At 54.8% G+C, this 21,020-nt stretch carries 19 protein-coding genes; 15 read left to right on the forward strand and 4 right to left on the reverse strand.

The annotated features are described in order from the left end of the window. Nucleotides 1-242: 242 nt before the first annotated feature. Nucleotides 243-1,223, reverse strand: coding sequence for a tRNA modification radical SAM protein MnmL/YtqA (mnmL, locus tag PEL01S_RS28085; RefSeq protein ID WP_127462617.1), 981 nt, complete (start codon nucleotides 1,221-1,223; stop codon nucleotides 243-245). A 230-nt stretch (nucleotides 1,224-1,453) separates the two neighbouring features. Between mnmL and PEL01S_RS28090 the strand changes: the two genes are divergently transcribed. Continuing rightward, entirely contained in the window at nucleotides 1,454-1,906 is a 453-nt protein-coding gene (locus PEL01S_RS28090; protein WP_127462618.1) for a WGxxGxxG-CTERM domain-containing protein, read from the forward strand. A gap of 138 nt (nucleotides 1,907-2,044) precedes the next feature. Further along, nucleotides 2,045-2,791 (forward strand): tRNA (guanosine(46)-N7)-methyltransferase TrmB, encoded by a 747-nt coding sequence (gene trmB, locus PEL01S_RS28095; RefSeq protein WP_127462619.1) that lies wholly within the window; start codon nucleotides 2,045-2,047, stop codon nucleotides 2,789-2,791. A gap of 45 nt (nucleotides 2,792-2,836) precedes the next feature. On the opposite strand, the gene PEL01S_RS28100 is transcribed toward trmB, so the two are convergent. Next, a complete protein-coding gene (locus tag PEL01S_RS28100; RefSeq protein ID WP_063185710.1) occupies nucleotides 2,837-3,955 on the reverse strand; it encodes an MGDG synthase family glycosyltransferase in 1,119 nt (372 codons plus the stop codon). Between the two features lie 58 nt (nucleotides 3,956-4,013). Continuing rightward, complete coding sequence (locus PEL01S_RS28105; protein ID WP_063185711.1) at nucleotides 4,014-4,541, reverse strand: phosphatase PAP2 family protein; 528 nt, start codon at nucleotides 4,539-4,541, stop codon at nucleotides 4,014-4,016. 465 nt (nucleotides 4,542-5,006) lie between these two features. On the opposite strand from PEL01S_RS28105, the gene PEL01S_RS28110 reads away from it, so the two are divergent. The 11 genes from PEL01S_RS28110 (at nucleotide 5,007) to PEL01S_RS28160 (ending at nucleotide 16,233) form a co-directional block, all read left to right on the forward strand. Beyond that, nucleotides 5,007-6,179, forward strand: coding sequence for a glycosyltransferase family 4 protein (locus tag PEL01S_RS28110; RefSeq protein WP_127462620.1), 1,173 nt, complete (start codon nucleotides 5,007-5,009; stop codon nucleotides 6,177-6,179). Between the two features lie 305 nt (nucleotides 6,180-6,484). Beyond that, on the forward strand, nucleotides 6,485-7,720 hold the full coding sequence (locus PEL01S_RS28115; RefSeq protein ID WP_127462621.1) for a glycosyltransferase family 2 protein: 1,236 nt from the start codon (nucleotides 6,485-6,487) through the stop codon (nucleotides 7,718-7,720). 262 nt (nucleotides 7,721-7,982) lie between these two features. Further along, complete coding sequence (gene infC / locus PEL01S_RS28120; RefSeq protein WP_010499537.1) at nucleotides 7,983-8,483, forward strand: translation initiation factor IF-3; 501 nt, start codon at nucleotides 7,983-7,985, stop codon at nucleotides 8,481-8,483. 28 nt (nucleotides 8,484-8,511) lie between these two features. Next, complete coding sequence (gene rpmI, locus PEL01S_RS28125; RefSeq protein WP_010499538.1) at nucleotides 8,512-8,712, forward strand: 50S ribosomal protein L35; 201 nt, start codon at nucleotides 8,512-8,514, stop codon at nucleotides 8,710-8,712. A gap of 52 nt (nucleotides 8,713-8,764) precedes the next feature. Next, nucleotides 8,765-9,124: a 50S ribosomal protein L20 gene (gene rplT, locus PEL01S_RS28130; RefSeq protein WP_063185717.1), complete on the forward strand. Its 360-nt coding sequence runs from the start codon at nucleotides 8,765-8,767 to the stop codon at nucleotides 9,122-9,124. Between the two features lie 234 nt (nucleotides 9,125-9,358). Next, the gene (locus PEL01S_RS28135; protein WP_127462622.1) at nucleotides 9,359-10,666 is read left to right on the forward strand and encodes a sugar phosphate nucleotidyltransferase; all 1,308 of its coding nucleotides are present in this window, start codon (nucleotides 9,359-9,361) and stop codon (nucleotides 10,664-10,666) included. Between the two features lie 12 nt (nucleotides 10,667-10,678). Then, entirely contained in the window at nucleotides 10,679-10,909 is a 231-nt protein-coding gene (locus PEL01S_RS28140; RefSeq protein ID WP_108530079.1) for a hypothetical protein, read from the forward strand. Next, nucleotides 10,888-13,257, forward strand: coding sequence for a cyclic di-GMP-binding domain-containing protein, MshE-related (locus tag PEL01S_RS28145; RefSeq protein WP_127462623.1), 2,370 nt, complete (start codon nucleotides 10,888-10,890; stop codon nucleotides 13,255-13,257). The genes PEL01S_RS28140 and PEL01S_RS28145 overlap by 22 nt, the downstream gene beginning before the upstream one ends. Nucleotides 13,258-13,259: 2 nt before the next feature. After that, on the forward strand, nucleotides 13,260-14,840 hold the full coding sequence (locus PEL01S_RS28150; RefSeq protein WP_127462624.1) for an ArnT family glycosyltransferase: 1,581 nt from the start codon (nucleotides 13,260-13,262) through the stop codon (nucleotides 14,838-14,840). 20 nt (nucleotides 14,841-14,860) lie between these two features. After that, a complete protein-coding gene (locus tag PEL01S_RS28155; RefSeq protein ID WP_127462625.1) occupies nucleotides 14,861-15,847 on the forward strand; it encodes a glycosyltransferase family 2 protein in 987 nt (328 codons plus the stop codon). After that, nucleotides 15,844-16,233, forward strand: a complete 390-nt coding sequence (locus PEL01S_RS28160) for a GtrA family protein (protein WP_063185726.1) — start codon at nucleotides 15,844-15,846, stop codon at nucleotides 16,231-16,233. Before PEL01S_RS28155 ends, PEL01S_RS28160 begins: the two co-directional genes overlap by 4 nt. Before the next feature lie 295 nt (nucleotides 16,234-16,528). Here the strand turns inward: PEL01S_RS28160 and PEL01S_RS28165 are convergent, their stop codons facing one another. Continuing rightward, nucleotides 16,529-17,707, reverse strand: a complete 1,179-nt coding sequence (locus PEL01S_RS28165; RefSeq protein ID WP_127462626.1) for a metallophosphoesterase family protein — start codon at nucleotides 17,705-17,707, stop codon at nucleotides 16,529-16,531. A gap of 957 nt (nucleotides 17,708-18,664) precedes the next feature. On the opposite strand from PEL01S_RS28165, the gene ilvB reads away from it, so the two are divergent. After that, a complete protein-coding gene (ilvB, locus tag PEL01S_RS28170; protein WP_108530084.1) occupies nucleotides 18,665-20,407 on the forward strand; it encodes a biosynthetic-type acetolactate synthase large subunit in 1,743 nt (580 codons plus the stop codon). Then, a complete protein-coding gene (gene ilvN, locus PEL01S_RS28175) occupies nucleotides 20,404-20,892 on the forward strand; it encodes an acetolactate synthase small subunit (RefSeq protein ID WP_036693781.1) in 489 nt (162 codons plus the stop codon). Before ilvB ends, ilvN begins: the two co-directional genes overlap by 4 nt. Nucleotides 20,893-21,020 lie beyond the last annotated feature (128 nt).

Here is a 21,020-nt window from a genome sequence, read left to right on the forward strand (position 1 = left end):
CGGGGGCGTTCGCCTCCGCCTTCGGCGGCGGTACCTTCGCCCCGTCCTCCGTCGGGGCGGGGGCCACGTTGACTGGCGTCGTCGGCGTCGCCGGATCGTCACTGCAGCCGGCCGCGAGACATGCCGCGGCCCCGAGCATGAAGCAAACGACTCTCCGTTTGCCGTTCATCGTTCCTCACTCCTCCCGCGGCCCGCCGGGTGCCGGTCGATCTTGCCGGTCCCCGAGCCTGGCGCCTCCCGGTTCAGGCCAATCCCGACCCGGAACCTTGTGCGCCGTGCGGCCACTTTTTTCCTTGCCACGTATCGCGTCTGCGCAGCTCTTCGTCGAAGGCGTTGAGCACCTCCCACTTTTTCAAGCTCCACATCGGTCCGATCAACAAATCCCGGGGCGCGTCCCCGGTCAGCCGGTGAACGATCATCTCCGGCGGCAGAAATTCCAACGTATCGACGACGAGCGACACGTACTCGTCTTTTTCCAGAAACCGCAGCAGACCGGCCTCATACTGCTTCACCATCGGCGTTTTGCGCATCAAGTGGAGCAGGTGGATCTTGATCCCCTGCACGTCCATCCGTGCGACGGCGCGGCCGGTTTCCAGCATCATCTCTTGCGTTTCCTGGGGCAGGCCGTAAATGATATGCGCGCAGACCCGGATGCCTCTGGCTCGAAGCTTCGCGACCGCATCCAGGTAGCACTGCGTATCGTGCGCCCGGTTGATGAGCTCTGACGTCCGTTCGTGGATCGTCTGCAGGCCCATTTCGACCCACAAGTATGTGCGTTCGTTCAGCTCGGCCAAATAATCGACGACATCGTCCGGCAGACAATCCGGCCTGGTAGCAATCGACAAGCCGACCACCCCGGGCTGCTGCAAAATCGCTTCATAATATTCGCGCAGCTCCTCCACCGGAGCATACGTATTGGTATACGCTTGGAAATAGCCGATATACTGCGCTTCCGGCCATTTTTGATGCTGCAAATCGCGGATTTTGTTGAATTGCGTCACCAGATCGTCCCGGCGGCTTCCGGCAAAATCGCCGGAGCCCCGCGCGCTGCAAAACGTGCAGCCTCCCGCGGCTATCGTCCCGTCGCGGTTCGGACAAGTGAATCCGGCGTCTAGCATGACCTTAAATACTTTGCCTCCGAACTGCTCCCGCATTTCGTAGTTCCATGTATGAAAACGTTTATCGCCCCATAATGGCGGTCGGATGATTTCAGCTTGCTTCATAAGGCGAAACTCCTTTTGTAAAAAATCGATAAAGCTCGAATAGACTCGAATCGGCTCTTTCGCCGAGCATTACAATATATATTGTACCGAAAATCGGCCTCAAAAGCGAACTTCGTCCTTGACAAAACCCTCCTGCCCGAGAACGGGATAAGAAAACAGCACGTGGCCTATGCTAAGGTTGCAAGGCGTTAAAAACCAATCCAGCTTGAGAAGGGAGATATTATCATACCATGAACAAGTTCGGGAAAACGGTGCTTGCGCTCGCTCTAACGGCTGCTATTGGTACGGGGGGGCAAGCCTATGCGGAAACGATGGCTACGGGAACCGGGACTTCGTCTACGTATGGGACCACGACGGGCACCACAGGAACCGCAGGAACGACAGGCACTACTACAGGAACCACAGGGACAACAGGCACTACTACAGGTACTACTGGCACTACGACGGGTACGACGACAGGAACTAATTATAACTACAACATGCTGGACCGCATGAACACGTACACCGGAACAACGGACCGTACGGGTTACGGATACGGCGGCAATTACAACACTTACTCGTACCGTAATGCTGCAGCGAACACGAACACTGGCTCTAACTGGGGCTGGCTTGGTTTGCTAGGCTTGCTCGGGTTGGCTGGCCTGCGCAGCCGGAATCGTGACGAAGGCGAATTCCGCAAATAACGTTTTAACCAGCCTCCTGACCGGTCCTTCCGCCCTTACGGCACGGGCCGGTCTTTTCATTCCCGGTCTTCTGGAGTATAATCGATCAAGACGAAAACGCGCGGTATGATGCGCAAGCGGTTGGAGGAAGATTGATCTATGCGGTTAAGAGGACGTAAAGGAATTAGGGAAGCGCTGGAGGCACAGCCGGAGCTGGTCGTGCTGGAGCCGGAACCGTACAAGGGCCGGTGGGCCGAGGTGTTCGGCAACGACCGTCCTATCCATGTGGAGCTGGGGATGGGCAAGGGGCGGTTTATTACCGAGTTGAGCGCCCTTAATCCGCACATCAATTACATAGGCGTCGACATGTATGACGAGCTTGTACGCCGGGCCGGCGAGAAGGCGCATGCTTCCCGCGAGGAGCATGGCGGCGACCTGTCCAATTTGCGGCTCGCGCGTTTTAATATCGAACAGATCGAAAACATTTTCGCGGCAGAGGAACTGGAGCGCATTTATCTTAATTTCAGCGATCCTTGGCCGAAAAAAAGACATGCCCGCCGCAGGCTGACCCATGCGAACTTTGTTCATAAATATCAGTCGATCTTGAATGAACGGGGAGAAATTCATTTCAAAACGGATTCCCGTTCGCTGTTTGAGTTTTCGCTTAACTCGTTTGCCGATTTAGGGCTTCGCATGCGCAATATTTCGCTTGATCTTCATGCGGAAGAAGCGCGGACGGATTTGGTCATGACGGAATACGAAACGAAATTCTACAAGCAGGGGATGCCGATTTACCGATTGGAAGCTGTGATCGGGAAAGAAGCGCTGGCCGCACATCAGAAGCAGCTGTCTGAACGGCAGGAGCCTGAAGCGGACGCTGAAGCCTCGCCGGAAGACAACGATTAAAAAAAGCCTTGTGCGCTCATCATGAGCCACAAGGCTTTGCCTTTTTTAACGGGCCAATACATCTATTATTGCTTGGGAGCACTGGGCGGGATTGTATGCGCCCTCTTTTCGAACCAGCCCGGCACGGGCTTTTCGCATCTCAGGCACCTTGTCGGTCAGAAGCCGGAACCAATGATCGATCGTCTCTGCCGATTTGATCGGCTCTCCTAAGCCGTGCTGCGTGAAGTACTGCAAATTTTCCTCTTCCTGCCCCGGGATCGGCTTGTAGAACAGCATCGGAATTCCTTTGGCGAGCCCTTCCGTGCAGGTCATGCCTCCCGGCTTCGTGATCAGCAGATCGGAGACGTCCATCCATTTGTCGATTTCTTTGGTAAACCCGAGCAGACGGATGTTCGGATGCCGGAAACGCTCGTCCTCGGCCAGCTCCGCCAGCGCCTTCTCGTTATTTCCGAGACAGACGATAAGCTGAATACGATCGCGCCAAGTGGTCAAGTGCTGGAGGAATCCTTCGTCCTTCACCAGTCCCCAGCCGCCGCCCATAACGAGCACCGTAGGCAGCGCCGACAGGCCGAAGCGGCTGCGAAGCTCTTCCCGGTTGTGCTGCTCCCAGAAGTTCGGATGGATGGGAATGCCCGTGACCTTTACGGTTTCGGACGGGACCCCCCGGCTAAGCAGTTTTTCTTTAACGTCCGGCGTCGATACCAGGTAGGTGTTGACTTCAGGGCTAACCCAGGTGCCATGGGCGTCGTAATCGGTAATCACGGTGCAGAGCGGCACGTTCAAGCCGGAACGCTTCAAGCGGGAGATGACCGCGCTCGGGAACGGATGCGTGCATACGATCGTATCCGGACGCAGCTGGTGGATAACCTCGGCAGCCTGCGCGTAAAAGATGCGATGAAGCGCAAGCCGGGTAAAGCGGTTTAGCGATTTTTTGTATTGGGAACGATACATCAGCCCGTAAAGCTTGGGTTGAGTCGACACGGTCTTGCGGTAAGCGGTAAGAATCCATGGAGCCAGCGTCGGATGCAGAAACGTGCCGAGCTCAAGTACGCGAGTCTGGACTTCGGGCGAGAGCATGCGAAGGCTGTCGGACAGAGCGTGAGCCGCTTGCGTGTGACCGGCGCCGAAGCCTTCGGATAATAATAAGACTCTCTTTTTACGCATAGGCGCTTCACCCAACCTTGTACCAAATGGAATTTACACAAAATTAACATTAATGCTTTTAACCTAAAATTGCAACGGCAGACAGGGCCGTTACAGTTCCGATCAACAGCCCGGCCAAACAGTCGGACGGGTAGTGGAGTCCTAGATATATACGCGACAGACCGACGAGAGATGCAATAGGAAGCAAAATAATAGCGATCCACGAATGAACGAGCATGAGCGGCACGGTTACGGAAAATACGGCCGTCGTATGGCCGGACGGAAACGAATGGTCCGTTAACGGTTTTTTGCATGTGTGCGTGCCCTTTAGCACGAGATAGGGCCGAAGCCGCGGATATTTCTTCTTAATGATAGCGACGGGCACATGGCTAATCGCCAGGGCGATACAGCTCTCGATGCCGGCTATTCTCCATACTCCCTCCGTAAACAGAGCGACGCAGAGCGCAATGATAATCATAGCCGTAGCGCCCCCCAAATGGGTAATCGCATTAAAAAAGTAATCCAGCGCAGAGTGCTGAATACGTTGATTCACGAAAAAAAACATCCGGTGCTCATGCTTTTGCAGCCACGAAACGACACGGCTCAAGGGAACAACGCCTCCTTGCAGTGTGGGATAAGCTGTCTGGCCAGCTCATATATAAGTGTAGGGGGCAAATGTTATAGGAATATAAAAACAATATAAAAGGTAAATTTAATCTTCCATTGACGCTGCGCTAACATTGCCTCGTTACAATCATTTTTGACGACGGCCGGCCGGCTTCCCCTTCAACGATGAAATGAATTTTTGAAAAATGTGCTAAATCGAAGGTTATATACCATGCTCTAAAAAGCTTCGTTTTTATACAACTTAACGCTTGCGGTACCGGTTTGGTTTCAAAAAGGGCCTGTTTTGTGCGCTTATACAGGCCAATGCTTCCGATGCCAGTTTTGTCTCCATCAACTTTTTTCTAGTTGCTGTTTCAACAAAACTTAAGTCAATGCTTCCGATGTAGTTTTGTTTCCACCAACTTTTTAATAGTTGCTGTTTCACAAAACTTGGAGGAGGTTAAACATGAGAGTAGCTCTATTTACGGACACGTTCGTGCCGGACGTGAACGGGGTAGCGAAGACGCTCGGGCGGTGGGTGAAGTATCTTGAAGCGCGCGGAGTGGCTTGCAAAGTGTTTGCGCCGCATAGTCAGTCGGCAGCCGAATCCGATCAATGGATGATTGAAAGATTTGGCAGCATCCCCTTCTTATTGTATCCGGAGTGCCGTATGGCTATCCCTAATCCGGTCAACCTGGCCAAGTCGCTGAAGGCGTTCTCTCCCGACCTGATTCATGTAGCCACGCCGTTTAACTTGGGATGGATCGGGCTTCAGTATGCCAAACGCCATCAAGTGCCGGTCGTCGCCTCGTACCATACCCACTTCGATCAATATCTTGCTTACTATAAGCTGCAATGGATGGAACCGCTGCTCTGGAAATACATGCTGTGGTTTCACCAGGATTGCCGCAAAATTTATGTTCCGTCCCGTTCGACGCTCCAGCATTTGCAGGAAAAAGGATTGAAATCGCTGGAAATTTGGTCCCGCGGTGTGGAAGTGAACCGGTTTCACCCGTTTGTCAACCGGGAAGAAGTGCTGCGGACTTGCAACCTTTCCTCATCCAAATTCGTTATATTATATGTCGGGAGGTTAGCTCCCGAGAAAAGCGTCGATGTTCTTCTTCGCGCATTTGATTCGCTTCCGGGCGAGGTGCGCAGCAGGTCGCACTTGATCGTGACCGGGGACGGGCCTTTGCTGCGGCCCATGCAGGAGCTGCTTGCGGGCAGGGAAGACGTGACTTTTACGGGCTTCCGGCAAGGAAAGGAACTGAGCGACTTGTACGCCGCTGCGGATGCCTTTGTGTTCCCGTCGGCGACGGAAACATTCGGCAATGTCGTGCTTGAAGCGATGGCTTGCGGGACGCCGGTTGTCGGTGCGGATGCCGGAGGCGTCGGGGAATCGATCGCGTATGAGGAAACCGGGCTGCTCTGCAGACCGGGGAACGTGTCGGATTTCGCCGAAGCGATGCTCCGGTTGTATGAGGACCGCGGGCTGGGCGCAAGGCTCGGTCAAGCCGGACGGGCTTACAGCTTGCAGCAGTCTTGGAACGCGATTTTCCACAGGCTGTACCAAAGCTATGGTCAAGTCGTGCGTGAAGCCGGGACCATGCGGAAGAAGGAGGCCGTCTTTTCCAAATGACCGCTTTTCCGTTTGTGATTTCAGAAAGTTTTTTCCAGTTGGCGCTTATAAAAAGTTTGAAAATCGATGAAAATAAGACGTAAAAAGATGGATAGCAAAGAGTCTTGCCGGAATTCCTGCCGTATTTACCGGAAAAACAAAGATCCGGCCGCAGGCAGCGTCTTGGCGGTTTTGACAAATCAGACCAAAGAGAGGAAAATCATATTCGGCGACCCTCGTAATCTAATCCACACCATCGAAAAAATTTTTGAAGGCGCTAAGAGAAACAGACATAAGGGGTACATACAAAAAAAGGGGGATGTTTCATGTTGGACAGTATTCTGTTAGGCCTCCAGATTGTTTTGGCTATGATTGGAGCCTACCAGCTGGTTCTGACGTTTTTCGGTTGGTACCGCCGCAAAAATCAAATCGATCATGCGCCTCAAAAAACGTTTGCCGTTCTTGTAGCGGCTCACAATGAGGAGCAGGTTGTCGGGGCGCTTATCGAGAACTTGAAGAATCTTGACTATCCGAAAGAACTATATGATATATTCGTGATTTGCGATAACTGCACCGACAATACGGCTCAGATCGCCCGCGACATGGGCGTGCACGCCTGCGAACGCAACAATCCGAAGCTGAGAGGCAAAGGCTACGCGATCGAATGGATGCTCAAAGAGCTGTGGAAAATGCCGCGCGAGTACGATGCTGTCGTCATGTTCGACGCCGACAACCTTGTCAGCACGGATTACCTTACGCATATGAACAACGACTTGTGCAATGGTTCCAAGGTTATTCAGGCTTATCTGGATACGAAGAATCCGCACGATTCCTGGATTACCGCCGCTTACGCGGTAACCTACTGGTACTGTAACCGTCTTTGGCAGCTGCCGCGGACCAACCTTGGTCTGGCCAACTATTTGGGCGGCACGGGCATGTGCTTCGAATCGAACCTGCTGAAGGAAATCGGCTGGGGGGCGACAAGCCTCGTCGAGGACTTGGAGTTTACGATGCGCTGCGTGATGCGCGGCGTCAACCCGACGTTCAACTATTACGCGAGAGTGTACGACGAGAAGCCGCTCACGTTCAAAGCTTCGGCGCGCCAACGGCTCCGTTGGATGCAGGGCCATTTCAACGTGGCGAGACGCTACTTCTTCCCGCTGTTGTGGAAAGGGGTCAAGGAAGGCAGCTGGGCGAAGATCGATACGGCCGTTTATGCGCTCAACGTTTACAACCTGTTCATCGGTTCGATCGTTACCGTCGTGCTGTGGATCGACATGACGCTCCCGGGCGTTCCGAACTTTAGTTCCTTGTTCCAGATTGCGCCGAGCTTCTTCGCGATATTCTCGGTGTTAACCTACGCCCAGTTTGTAATCGCGCTGATTTTGGAGAAAGCACCTTGGAAATCGTATAAGTACTTGATTACGTTCCCGCTCTTCCTGCTGTCCTGGTGGCCGATTACGTTCTACGCATTCTTTACGCAAAACAACAAGCAATGGAGCCATACCGAGCATACCCGTGTCATCCGGCTCGAGGATATGCAGAGCAAGCAGGCCAGCTAGCGCAAGCCGCTTAAAAAATCAGAATTCGCTGTTGACTATAGTCAATGACAATGGTATATTATTTTAGTGCGAAAGAAGAAGCGCCCGCTTCTCACCTGCCCGACCTTGGTTGGCTGGTTATGACTGAGAGTGACTTTGTTTGATTGATCCGTTTGCGAACGGACCAATCACCATTGGACCTAAAACCAAACGTGGGCGTTAAACGCCCACGTATTTTTTTTGCAAAATCTTTTGGAGGTGGCAGGTTATCAGTACAGAGCACATGATTAACGATGAAATTCGGGCGAGAGAAGTTCGTTTGATTGATGCGAATGGAGAACAGCTCGGCATCAAGCCGATTCGTGAGGCGCTGCAAATTGCGCTCGATCAGAATCTGGACTTGGTGAACGTGGCGCCTACGGCGAAACCGCCGGTTTGCCGGATCATGGACTACGGTAAATTCCGCTACGAAACGCAGAAGAAAGAGAAAGAAGCCCGTAAGAATCAAAAGATCGTCGAGCTGAAAGAAATTCGTCTGAGCGCGACGATTGACGAGCACGATTTTCAAACGAAACTGCGCAACGTTGTGAAATTCCTGAACGATGGCGATAAAGTAAAGCTGTCCGTCCGTTTTCGCGGCCGCGAGATCGCTCATGCCGACATCGGTCAACGCGTTCTGGAGCGCATGGCAGCCGAAGTGGAAGAGCTGTGCATCGTTGAGCGCAGGCCGAAGCTGGAAGGCCGGAGCATGATCATGATCTTGGCGCCGAAGCAGCAACAGTAAATTCTCATTCTTTAAGGAGGAACACCCCATGCCAAAAATGAAAACTCACAGCAGCTTGAAAGACCGCTTCAAAATTACAGGTACCGGCAAAGTTAAACGCTACAAAGCGTATAAAAACCACCTGCTGTCCAGCAAATCCGCTCGCCAAAAACGCGTTCTGGGCACGAATCCGGTTATGCATCCGGGCGATGTAAGACGCCTGAAGCAGCAGCTCGCTAACATTAAGTAATCTCGTTCGTCTCGAATTCACATACTTACAACATTTCTGGAGGTAGATTGTCATGGCAAGAGTGAAGGGCGGATTTATCCGTACGCGTCGTCGTAAAAAAATATTGAAACTTGCTAAAGGTTACTTTGGCTCGAAACATAGACTGTTTAAAACCGCAAAAGAGCAAGTGATGAAATCCTTGCTTTACGCATACCGCGACCGCCGTCAGAAAAAACGCGATTTCCGCAAACTGTGGATCGTGCGGATCAATGCGGCAGCGCGTCAAAACGGCTTGTCCTACAGCAAGCTGATGCACGGCCTGAAACTGGCTGGCGTAGAAGTGAACCGCAAAATGTTGGCGGATCTCGCCGTTAACGATATCAATGCGTTCAACTCTTTGGCAGAAGCTGCTAAGCAAAAAGTGAATGCATAAGGCACGGTTTTCAACCGGGTCTGCCCAGTACACCCCTTGTAACGATGCGTACAACCGTATCCTTGCAAGGGGTGTTTGTTTGATATTAACGCAAGGCTAACAACTTGACCGATTTTTATCAAATTTTGACTTCCGGCTAATATTTGCTAAATAAAATTTTAAAACGATTATGCTATTATACTAGTATTCATAAAACACGAAACGAATTGTTTCGCACGGAAAACGGGTGAACGGATGAACATTATTTTGCTGTCCGGAGGTTCGGGAACGAGGCTGTGGCCGCTGTCGACGGAGCAGCGCTCCAAGCAATTTATACGGTTGTTTCATGATGAAGCGGGGCGCCCGGTCTCGATGCTACAGCAGGTATGGGGAAGGCTGGGAGGCAAGGGGCTTCATCAATCGGCCGTTATTGCCACTTCGGGCAACCAACGGGAGGCGATTCTGGAGCAGCTCGGATGCGAAGCGGATCTGGTGCTGGAGCCGGAGAAGCGCGATACGTTTGCCGCCATCCTGCTCTCGGTCGCTTACCTGTGCTCGCATCGCGGCGTATCCCGTGACGAGCCGATCATCGTTATGCCTGTGGACGGACGGACAGAGGATACGTTCTACGACAGGCTGCTGCAACTGCCCGGAACGTTGACAAGCTCCGGCGCAAACTTGGCTTTGATGGGTGTCCGGCCTAATTTTCCGTCGCAGAAATACGGGTATATGGTCCCGGAAGGGGATGGCGGAGCCGATGCTGTGCTGACGATCCGCGCTTTTCACGAGAAGCCTTCGAAGGCGGATGCCGTTCGTTATATCGAACAAGGTGCGCTTTGGAACTGCGGCGTGTTTTGTTTCCGCGCGGGGTATTTATTGGACAGGCTGAATGCCATGGGGCTTCCGGAAGCGTATGAGGAGCTACTGCTGGCGTATGACCGGATCGAAAGCCGCAGCTTCGATTATGCTGTCGTGGAACGGGAGGATCGGATTGCGGCGCTTGCATATGAAGGTCCGTGGAAAGACCTTGGCACGTGGTGCGCGCTGACGGAGGAAATGAATCGGCCGTTGGTCGGTCCCGGATATATCGGAGAGGAATGTGATAACGTTCACGTGGTGAACGAGCTTGAGGTGCCGGCGGTCGTGCTTGGGTTGTCCGACGTCGTCGTCGCGGCAAGCCCCGAAGGTATTTTGGTGACGCATCGGGAGAGCAGCTCCCGGCTGAAAGAAGCGCTCGATCGCATGGGGCGGGAGAGGACCGACGATAAAAAGGCGTCCTCTGAGCGGACGGTGGACAGCTCCGCCTTCCCGGACGGGACCTCGGTGACGACGCGCCGCATTCATCTGGAAGCGGGAGAGGAGCTCGTCACCGCCCCGTCTGCCGATGTACAGCGTATCGTCTCATGGACCGTTCTGCATGGCAGGTGCCGTCTGTTCCAAAACGGCCGGGAACTGCCGGCAGCCGTCGGAAGAAGCGTCGTGCTGGGGGAGGAAGATAGCGCCAGGCTGAAAGCGCTGGACCCGCTTGATCTGATCGAGATTATTACGGAATGTCATGCATAAGGGGAGAAACTCGTGAGAGTAGACAAGGCTTTGTTCGGTTATAAAGCCGATCAGGTACACCGGTACGTCTCCTCGCTTGAAGCGGAGCTCAAGCTTCTGGAGGAACGACAGCAAGAGGAAAGCGCAGCATATGAACGGACGGAAGCGGAGCTATTGAACGAAATCGCCGACTTAGAGCAGGGATTGACCGAATTGGAGCGTATGGAAGCGGGTCTGAGGCAATGGATTCAAAGAAACGGGTAAAGAGAAAGCGGTTCGGGCGCACGCTGTTTGGGCTCCGCAAGAGCACGACCGACCGGATCGTCGATGAGTTGGAAGCACAGGTCCGGGAGAGGGAAGAACAGCTAAACCGGGAGCGCACCCGGCGGCAGGAGCGGGTCGGCGAGCTGCAAGCGCGGGCACAGGAGCTTAAGGCGCAGATCGAGAGCAAGGATCGTACGGTGCAGCAGCTAATCGCAACGAAGATGGAGCTTATGGAACGGCCTGGCTTCGAGCCGAAGCTGGACGATGAGCCCGTGGAAAAGCCCAGGCAGCAGCGTCTTGGCGACCGGCTGGTAGCCGAGGGGCTGGTGACCCCCGAGCAGCTCGACACGGCGATGGAGCGGCAGCAGAAATTCGGCGGACGCCTTGGGGATATTCTGGTGGAGCTTGGCTTCACTCCGCGGGAGCGCATTGCGCCGATCCTGCATCAGCAAGGAAGCAAGGGACGTCTTGGCGACATGCTGGTCGAAACCGGCGCCATTACCAAGGATCAGCTGGACAGGGCGCTCGAGTTTCAACGCAAGAGCGGCGGGCTGCTCGGCGACATTTTGATGTCGATGCGCTTCATCGAGCCGGAGAAGCTGTATCGTCACATCGCTACGCAATACAACCTCGGACGAATCGGCTCGGAATATATGTTCGCGGAAGTGAACAAGCTTCCGGAAGCGATGGCCAGGCAGTACGATGCCGTCGTCATTCACCAAGACGACAACCGCTATCTGGTAGCCGTCGGCCATCCGCTGACGGACGAAGCGGTCGTTGCGATTGAGAACGTGCTGGGCATGCCGGTGCAGCAGGTGCTGGCGACGCGGGAGGAAATGGAATATTTCTGGAAGGAAGCGTACCAGTCCGAGCTGCTGCGCGAGAGCACCCAGAAGCTGGCGGACGAGCAGCCGCAAAATTCCGCGCACATCACGTTTACGAAGCCGCAGCTGACCGTCATCGGCATATGCGCGTTCCTTGTCTTACTCAGCTTGGGGCTCGATTGGCTGCATACGCTAATCGTCATCAACATAGCCGTGCAGCTGTTTTATTTTGCGATGACGCTGTTCAAGTTCATGATCATTATGTACGGAACCCGCGATTTTGCGCAAATTCGCTTCAAGCAGGAAGAGATCGACGCCATCGACGAGCGGACGCTGCCCGTCTATACGATTCTCGTTCCGATGTACAAGGAGAGCGAGGTCATCCCGCACCTGCTGCACAATATCGAGCAGCTCGATTACCCGAAGGCGAAGCTGGATGTGCGGCTCCTGATCGAGCAGGACGATATCGAGGCGCAGGAGATTTTGCAAGGCATGAAGCTGCCACCCTATTACACGACGATCGTCGTGCCGCACAGCTTGCCGAAGACGAAGCCTAAGGCATGCAACTACGGATTGATCCGCGCGCGGGGCGAGTATGTTGTCATCTACGATGCCGAGGACCGGCCCGATCCGGATCAGCTGAAAAAGGTGCACGCCGCCTTCATGAGAAGCCCGGAAAATACGGCATGCATTCAAGCCAAGCTCAATTATTTCAACAGCGATCAGAATCTGCTGACCCGCTGGTTTACGCACGAATACAGCATGTGGTTCGAGCTGCTGCTGCCCGGCGTCATGCAGCTCAATATTCCGATCCCGCTTGGCGGGACGTCGAACCATTTTAAAATGTCGGTGCTCAAAGAGATCAATGCCTGGGACCCTTACAACGTGACGGAGGATGCGGACCTCGGCATCCGGCTCTACAAATCGGGCTACAGCACGGCGATTGTCGATTCCCGGACGTGGGAAGAAGCCAACAGCCGAGTCGGCAACTGGATCCGGCAGCGTTCCCGCTGGATCAAGGGGTATATGCAGACATGGCTTGTCCATATGCGCAACCCGGTACGGCTGTGGCGCGAGCTCGGGCCGAAAGGATTTTTAGGCTTTCAGGTGATGGTACTCGCCACGCCGATGCTGCCTCTGCTTAATCCGTTTTACTGGGTGATGCTGGTGCTGTGGTATGGCTGGAAATTGGCATGGATTCCGCAGTTTTTCCCCGGCCTGATTTATTATTTGGCGGCGGCGGAGTTTTTGATCGGCAATTTCCTGTTTGTCTTCAGTAACGTTGCGGGAGTGTACTGGGTTATTCACGATCTTGAGAAGCGCGGAGACCGCACGTTCTCCTATGGGCTCGTCAAGTACGCGCTGCTGACGCCGATCTATTGGGTGCTGATGAGCATTGCGGCCGTGAAAGCGGCTTGGCAGCTGATTACGAAGCCGTTTTATTGGGAAAAAACGACGCACGGTCTGGCGAAGCAAAATCATCCGGCTGGCCCGGGCGGCGGCGTGTCGCAGGGAGGTGGCTGACGATGGAGGTCCGCTTGCCGAAAAGCGTCTATTGGGTCTTATTTTTGTTTATTTTCTCGCTGGAATTCGCCGCCGGCTACTATGTGAGCCACGTCATCGGTTATGTGCATTCGGACGCGATGAGCCGGGTGGCGAACGCCTTCTACGTGCTCTACAGCCGGGACCCGCACCTTGCCGCCATCGGCTTCGTGTGGAACCCGCTGCCCAGCCTCGTCGAGCTGCTGTTTCTGCTGCCGTACCATTGGCTGCCGGAGCTCGCTTCGTCGGCGCTGGCCGGCGTGCTCATGAGCAGCGTGTTCGCCGGGATGACGGCGGTGCTGCTGGCGCGGGCAGCGGTCGATTTCGGGCTGTCGCGCACCTTCGCCGTGCTGCTGAGCCTGAGCTTCAGCTGCAACCCGTTCATGTTCTTGTTCGGCGCGAACGGACTTAGCGATGCGCCGTTTATATTTTTCATCATGTATGCGGTCGTTCATTTGACGCACTGGATTTACGGGCGTCGCGTCGGCAGCCTGATCAAAGTAAGCTTTGCACTGGCGCTTGCTTTTTGGACCAGATACGAAGCGGTGCCCTTGGGAGCGGCGGTCGCTCTGGCGATCATCCTCATCGTACTGTGGATTCCACCGACGGACCCTCGGGTCGACCCGCCGAAGCGGCAGTACGGGCTGCTGTACAAGCTGTTCCATATCGAGGGGACGTGGTCGATGGTCATGGCGCCGGTCGTCTTTTCCGGGCTGCTGTGGCTTTGGTTCAATTACAGCATCATGGGAGACGCGCTTTATTTCCTGCGTTCCGAGTACTCGAACGTGGCTCAGGCGCAAGGGCTGGCGACCGAGCAGACCTTTGTGGACATGATGGGTAACCCGCTGCTTGGTCTGGTGTTTGTGGCCAAGAAAACGGCCTATTTCTCGCTTCCGCTGGCGGCCGTGGTGCTGCTGCGGCTTTGGAACCGGCGCTGGTTTCTGTGGGACATGCTGGTGCTGCTAATGCTGTTCGTCTCGATCGTTGCGCTGCAGTTCCTCATGCTCATGAAAGGAACATCCTACGGCTGGTTCCGTTACTTCATGTACGTGTTTCCGATCACCGTGGCTTGGCTGCCGTACGAGCTCGCCCGGGTGAAACGTTCCTTCGTCAATTACGGGATCGTGCTGGCCGGGATGCTCGGAGCCTGTGTCGTGCTGGGATACGCATGGACGAATCCGCAGATCGCCCCGGACGAAAACAAGTTTTTGCATGCACAGCAGTATGCGGCTTCCCAGCAGGTGGAGAAGGAGATTGCCCATTATTTGGATACAGAGCTGAGCGGCTATAACATTTTGATGGATTCGTATTCCACTTATTCGGTTATTTTGAACAGCAAGCATTCTGACAAATTTTTGATTACCAGCGATTTTGAGTTTACTCCTTCGCTGAAAGATCCGGTCGGCCGGGGCGTCGATTTTATTCTAACGGCGAAGCCGGACAAGAGTTCGGCACTAAGCGCCGAGGAGCGGACGTACAAAGACTTCTACGAGAAGGGCACGGAATGGACGGAGCTGTATAAGGAATTCGGCGGCAAATGGAGATTGTACAAGGTCATTCGTTAGCAAGAGGGAGGCGGGGAAACGTGGAACGCGCGGAGCCCGAGATTACCGTCATTATACCGGTTTATAACGAGGAAGTTCATATTTACCGCTCGCTTCAGCATATTGAGGAGGAGCTGGAACGGCTGACGGCTTCTTACGAGATCATCGTCATCGACGACGGTTCGCGGGACGGTACATGGGAGCAGCTGATTTTGTACGGGCAGCGTTCGCCCCGGCTTAACGCGCTGCGGCTGAGCCGCAATTTCGGCAAGGAGCTGGCGCTCTGCGCCGGATTGGAGCATGCATTGGGACGGGCGGTCATTATTATGGACTCCGACCTGCAGCACCCGCCGGCGCTACTTCCGGAGATGGTCCGGCTGTGGCGCGAGGAAGGCAAAGAGATCGTGGAATGCGTCAAGCAGGACCGGGGCAAGGAGTCGCTGGATAAGGCTGTCGGCTCCGCGCTGTTCTACAGCATTCTCAACCGGCTGTCCGGCTTTGATCTGCGCGGGGCGTCGGATTTCAAGCTGCTGGACCGGAAGGTCGTGCAGGCATGGCGGGAGATGCCGGAGCGGAACACGTTTTTCCGCGGGATGACGGCGTGGCTCGGCTTCAACCGGGCGCAGATTTCATTCGAGGTGCCGGAGCGGGCGGACGGTCACAGCCAATGGAGCTTTCTCGGCCTTATGAAGCTGGCGGTGAACGCCGTGGTTGCCTTTTCTTCCATTCCGCTGCGGTTTGTCAGTTTGTTCGGGATCGTGTTCCTGCTCGGCGCCGCTGTGCTCGGGGTCCAGACGTTGTATCAGAAAATCGTCGGCAATGCAGTGACCGGTTTTACAACGGTCATCCTGCTGCTGCTCGTCATCGGCAGCGTCATAATGATTTCGCTTGGCATCATCGGCGAGTACATCGCCTCGATTTACAACGAGGTGAAGGGAAGGCCGCGGTATTTGGTCAGCCAGCGCATCTTCAGCGAAGCGTCCGCTGCGGCCGGCGAGGAAAGCCGCCGGATGGGCGAGGTATCATGACGCTGCGGCTGCTCTTTCGGTACGGCATCGTCGGGCTGCTCGGAACGGCGCTTCATTTTGCGGCGCTGTTCGTGCTCGTCGAAGCGGCGAAGCTGCATCCGGTGCTTGCCTCGTCGCTCGGGTTCGTGCTTGTGCTGCTGGTATCGTACGCGCTGAACCGGCGGTGGACGTTTCAAGCTTCCGCATCGGGCTGGAAGCCCCTTGCCAAATATACGGTCGTGTCTGTCACCGGCCTGCTGCTCAATATCGGCCTCATGTATTTGGCCGTGGACCGGCTGCATTGGCACTATGCCGTCGGCCAATGTCTCGTTGTCGTTGCCGTGCCGATCTCGAACTTTTTGTTTAATTATTACTGGACGTTTCGTGAAAAAAGGTCCGGTGAATAAGAAGCCGCCGAGCGGCCTGAGAGTGTTGAGAAAGTGATCATTGGGAGAATAGAGGTGTACGAATGGGTGAGGTATCCACTTCCGACCACTGTTGTCATCGGGAAATTTTGATTGGAAGCCGCTTATCAGCGGACATTTCCCGAAGACAAAGGTGGCCGCTATCGCTTTTCCAGTGGATACCCCACCTGCGTATACATCTCTATTTTTGTTTGGACCACTTTCTCAACAAGCTCGAGCCGCCGAGCGGCTTTCTCTTATTCACCGGACCTTAAAAATATAGCCTGCCGGCTGCCTCTTACTTCTTCTGGGCTGCCGGCACGGTAAACTGCGCTTCCGGAATCCACTGCTTCCGGTAAAAATCCCTGCCCTTGATCCGAACCCGGTCCGGATACACCTCGACGTACAGCCCTTCGCTTTCTTCCTTGCCCTTCAGCTTTTCCGCTCCTTTGCCGTCGCTCGTCCACGTTTCGGACACCGAGGCGGTGTTGACCATCGTGAAGCCGTCCCGCACCAGCGTATCCGGCTGATTCAGCTCCCAGTGCGAATGGCTGCTGAAGTAGATGACCTGCGGATATTGCGACAAGATCGCCTTCAGCTCCTCGTGCTGAATGACGGCCCGGCTGTTCGTGCAGCAAAAATGCGTTCCCGCTACGGTGGCAGGCAGCGGCTGGTGCAGGAAGACGAAGACCGGCTTGTTCGAGCGGGCGTCTTTTTGCAGCGTCTGCTTCAGCCATTCCAGCTGCTCGGGCGACAAATAAGCGTCCTCCGCATTAGCCTGATCGGATTGCCGGTACCGCTCCGAGCCAAGGAAGATAAAGTGATAGCCCTTGATTGTCTTGTCGTAATAGACCTTGTTCTCACCGGAGAACGCAAGAAAACGGGAAATCGATGCTTGCTCCGTTTCCCCGTTCGGGAAGCCGTCCGGGTTCCAACGGGTACGGCTGCTGTACCAGGCTTTGTAAAACTCGTGATTGCCGATATTGTACAAGACGCTTTCCGGATGTGGCGCGCTTTGCATGATCTCCTTCAGCTTGGCATAGTCCTCGGGCATGCCTTCGGTTAAATCCCCGTTGATCACGAGCGTGTCGGCCGACGGATTGATTTCGTTCAGGTCGTTCAATACGCGAACCAGCTTCTTGTGCGACGCATCCTCCCACGATTGAACGTGGATATCGCTGATGACGGGAAAGGTCAGCACCGGATTTCCGTCGGCTTGGGGCTGACCGCTTCCGGAGGCCCCGTCTTGCGGCGGATTCGCTGCCGGAGCAGTGCCGGAGAGGGCTGTCGGCGGAGCCGGGGACACCGTTTCGCTGCTCAGGAACGGGCCGGATGCGGTGGAAGCTTGGCTTATGACTTGTCCCATGCCGGTTGTCATCAGTTCGGAACCCATGACAAAAGGAGCGGCTGCAGCGGTTGCAAGGGCGCCGGAGATCAAGGTAATGGACAGGACGGCGGATTGCAGCATGTCTCGCATGAAATCACTCCTTTTTCTTAGTTGCGCTCTTTTTTATCTTTTCGGTCTTTATATACTTCGGCGTACGGCTTCTCCGTTTTGACCCAAAACGGCAATCTTTTGTTCATCGTGGCTATGATTGGTCTGAAGCCGCAAGATTGAAGACGAGTTCATTCTGGTAAAAGTTTCAGTGTATCCAATTTTCGGTTGGCCGTCCTCCGTTTCTTGGTCGCGGGGCTCCTTTTTAACATAACCAAAGTTTGTTATTTCTTCGTCAAGCCGGCAAGAATTGTTTGTGAAAACGACGAGGGGCGTTCATAAAATCTTCATTCGATGCGACGGCAATCGGCAGCTGTGAGGAGGGAAAGCCTGCAGGCGGGCTTTACGAAAGAGTCTATAGTCCGGCTTCGTGTAAAGAAATCGCAAACGCCGTCTCCGAATTGAGCGGGAAGTTCTGGATCAAGGGCGTTTTCGCATCCGTTTGTTCGGCTGGAATGATGCTTGACTAAAGAATCGATTCAGCATATAATACAAAAAAACACAACATCAGATATATCGGCTATGAAGAGGACGAAGTTATAAGGGCTCTTATGTTCAGAGAGCAGCGGAGATGCTGAAACCAATGCCTTAACCCCTTATGTACGAGCTCACCTCGGAGCTGTTTTCCTGAAAGCCCTGTCGCATAGCATCAGGCTTTACCACTTGAAAGCGACAATGTTACTAGGGAAAATCGGATTTGGCACACGTTACCGTGCCGAAGGTAAGACGCGAATTTACGGGTCGTCATCGTGCTAGCCGATGAGGATTGCTGCAGCGCGCATTACCTGCTAAGGTTATTTGCCGCGAGGCATCTAACAAATTCTGGGTGGTACCACGGAAGATTAACCCCTTTCGTCCCGTCAGACGCACATGCTGCGTTTGGGGATGAGAGGGGTTTTTTAGTCGTTTGTCGGATTATCTGAGAGGAGGCCAATATTCATGATCGTCCAAACCACACAAAAGTCAAAGGAACAGCTTCGCGAAGAGCTGCTGAAGCCGGACGTCATTACCGGTTCGGAAATGCTGCTTCGTAGCCTGCTGCTGGAGGACGTGGATTGCGTCTTCGGTTATCCCGGCGGAGCGGTGTTATATATTTACGATGCCATGCACGGCAATCCGGATTTCAACCATTTGCTGACGCGGCATGAGCAAGGCGCGATTCACGCAGCCGATGGGTACGCCCGTTCGACCGGCAAGGTAGGCGTCTGTATCGCCACCTCGGGTCCGGGAGCAACGAACCTCGTCACCGGGATTGCGACAGCTTACATGGATTCGGTGCCGCTCGTGGTCATCACGGGCAACGTTGCGACATCGGTGATCGGTACGGACGCTTTCCAAGAGGCGGACATTACCGGTATCACGATGCCGATTACGAAGCACAGCTATTTGGTGCGCGACGTGAAAGATTTGCCGCGCATTATCAAAGAAGCGTTCCATATCGCTTCAACCGGCCGCAGAGGCCCGGTTCTGATCGATATTCCGAAAGACGTTTCGAACGATACGGCGCCATTCTACTATCCGGAGAAGGTGGACATCCGCGGCTATAATCCGACGGTACAGCCGAACAAGCTCCAAGTCGACAAGATGCTGGAGGCGATTGCCGAGAGCGAGCGTCCGGTCATCATCGCAGGCGGCGGCGTCGTTTACGCCGACGCGGCGGAGCAACTGATCGAGTTCGTCAACAAAACGCGGATTCCGGTCGCCACGACGCTGCTTGGCTTGGGAGGCTTCCCGAGCGCGCACGAGCTGTGGCTCGGCATGCCGGGGATGCACGGAACGTACACTGCGAACAACGCGCTGCAAAACTGCGATCTGTTGATCGGCATCGGCGCCCGGTTCGACGACCGCGTCACGATGAAGGTGGACGGCTTTGCGCCGAAGGCGAAAAAAATCGTTCATATCGATGTAGACCCGGCGGAAATCGGTAAAATCGTCGAAACGGCCATCCCGGTCGTCGGCGACGTGAAAGCTGTGCTGCAGCTTGCCAACCTGAAGGCGAAGCCTTCCCGATCCGAGAAATGGATCGAATGGGTGCAGGAGACGAAACGGAATTTCCCGCTGCGCTACAAAGATTCCGATACGGAGCTGAAGCCGCAGTACGTTATCGAGATGATCCACGAGACGACCAAGGGCGAAGCGATCGTCACGACGGACGTCGGCCAGCATCAGATGTGGTCGGCGCAGTATTACAAATTCAATCATCCGCGTTCCTGGATCACCTCGGGTGGCCTCGGCACGATGGGCTTCGGCTTCCCGTCGGCGATCGGCGCGCAGAAGGCGCACCCGGACCGGTTGGTCGTTTCGATCAACGGCGACGGCGGCATGCAGATGTGTTCTCAGGAGCTTGCGGTTTGTGCGATTAACCAAATTCCGGTCAAAATCGTCGTCATCAACAACCAGGTGCTTGGCATGGTGCGTCAGTGGCAGGAGATCATTTACGACAATCGGTACAGTCATATCGACCTGGCCGGCAGTCCGGATTTCGTGAAGCTGGCGGAAGCTTACGGCGTGAAGGGGCTTCGCGCGACGAATAAAGACGAAGCCCGCTCCGCTTGGCAGGAGGCGCTCGATACCCCGGGTCCGGTGCTCGTCGAATTCGTCGTCCGGAAGCACGAGAACGTGTTCCCGATGGTAACGCAGGGCTCGACGATAGACCAAATGATAATGGGGGATTCGGAATGACACGCAAACACACCATATCCGTTCTAGTGAACAACCAGCCCGGTGTGCTGCAGCGCGTATCCGGCCTGTTCGGCCGCCGGGGCTTCAATATCGAGAGCATTACGGTGGGCGAGTCCGAGGAAAAAGGGCTCTCCCGCATGGTTATCGTCACGACGGGAGACGACAAGACGCTGGAACAGGTTTCCAAGCAGCTCTATAAGCTGATCGACGTGATCAAAGTCGTCGACCTGAGCGCCCATCCGATGGTGGCGCGCGAGCTGGCGCTGATCAAAGTCAACGCCGAACCAAGCATGCGGCCGGAAATTCTCGGCGTCGTCGAGACGTTCCGCGCAGCTATCGTCGATATCGGTCCGAGCTCGCTGATCGTGCAGGTGGTCGGGGATTCCGAGAAAATCGAAGCCATGACCGAGCTGCTCAAGCCTTACGGCATCAAGGAGTTGTCCCGCACCGGCGTAACGGCGATGATCCGCGGTATGATTAAATAATTCATTTTTCGTTTTGCACCTAATATCAAGATGATCCTGTGAGCGGGGGCTCATGCGGATGACAGGGCCAACCCGGCCGTGGTCCAACCTTCCTGTCCCCGTCGTCCGTTCGAGCACCCGTTCACAGG

This window comes from Paenibacillus elgii NBRC 100335 (genome assembly GCF_004000865.1).
In the GTDB taxonomy this organism is placed as follows: Bacteria; Bacillota; Bacilli; order Paenibacillales; family NBRC-103111; genus Paenibacillus_G; species Paenibacillus_G elgii.

Bases quoted from the DNA above. Each gene is read 5' to 3' on its own strand.
- mnmL (WP_127462617.1), bottom strand. From the start codon at position 1,223: ATGAAGCAAGCTGAAATCATCCGACCGCCATTATGGGGCGATAAACGT.
- PEL01S_RS28090 (WP_127462618.1), top strand. From the start codon at position 1,454: ATGAACAAGTTCGGGAAAACGGTGCTTGCGCTCGCTCTAACGGCTGCT.
- trmB (WP_127462619.1), top strand. From the start codon at position 2,045: ATGCGGTTAAGAGGACGTAAAGGAATTAGGGAAGCGCTGGAGGCACAG.
- PEL01S_RS28100 (WP_063185710.1), bottom strand. From the start codon at position 3,955: ATGCGTAAAAAGAGAGTCTTATTATTATCCGAAGGCTTCGGCGCCGGT.
- PEL01S_RS28110 (WP_127462620.1), top strand. From the start codon at position 5,007: ATGAGAGTAGCTCTATTTACGGACACGTTCGTGCCGGACGTGAACGGG.
- PEL01S_RS28115 (WP_127462621.1), top strand. From the start codon at position 6,485: ATGTTGGACAGTATTCTGTTAGGCCTCCAGATTGTTTTGGCTATGATT.
- infC (WP_010499537.1), top strand. From the start codon at position 7,983: ATGATTAACGATGAAATTCGGGCGAGAGAAGTTCGTTTGATTGATGCG.
- rpmI (WP_010499538.1), top strand. From the start codon at position 8,512: ATGCCAAAAATGAAAACTCACAGCAGCTTGAAAGACCGCTTCAAAATT.
- rplT (WP_063185717.1), top strand. From the start codon at position 8,765: ATGGCAAGAGTGAAGGGCGGATTTATCCGTACGCGTCGTCGTAAAAAA.
- PEL01S_RS28135 (WP_127462622.1), top strand. From the start codon at position 9,359: ATGAACATTATTTTGCTGTCCGGAGGTTCGGGAACGAGGCTGTGGCCG.
- PEL01S_RS28145 (WP_127462623.1), top strand. From the start codon at position 10,888: ATGGATTCAAAGAAACGGGTAAAGAGAAAGCGGTTCGGGCGCACGCTG.
- PEL01S_RS28150 (WP_127462624.1), top strand. From the start codon at position 13,260: ATGGAGGTCCGCTTGCCGAAAAGCGTCTATTGGGTCTTATTTTTGTTT.
- PEL01S_RS28160 (WP_063185726.1), top strand. From the start codon at position 15,844: ATGACGCTGCGGCTGCTCTTTCGGTACGGCATCGTCGGGCTGCTCGGA.
- PEL01S_RS28165 (WP_127462626.1), bottom strand. From the start codon at position 17,707: ATGCGAGACATGCTGCAATCCGCCGTCCTGTCCATTACCTTGATCTCC.
- ilvB (WP_108530084.1), top strand. From the start codon at position 18,665: ATGATCGTCCAAACCACACAAAAGTCAAAGGAACAGCTTCGCGAAGAG.
- ilvN (WP_036693781.1), top strand. From the start codon at position 20,404: ATGACACGCAAACACACCATATCCGTTCTAGTGAACAACCAGCCCGGT.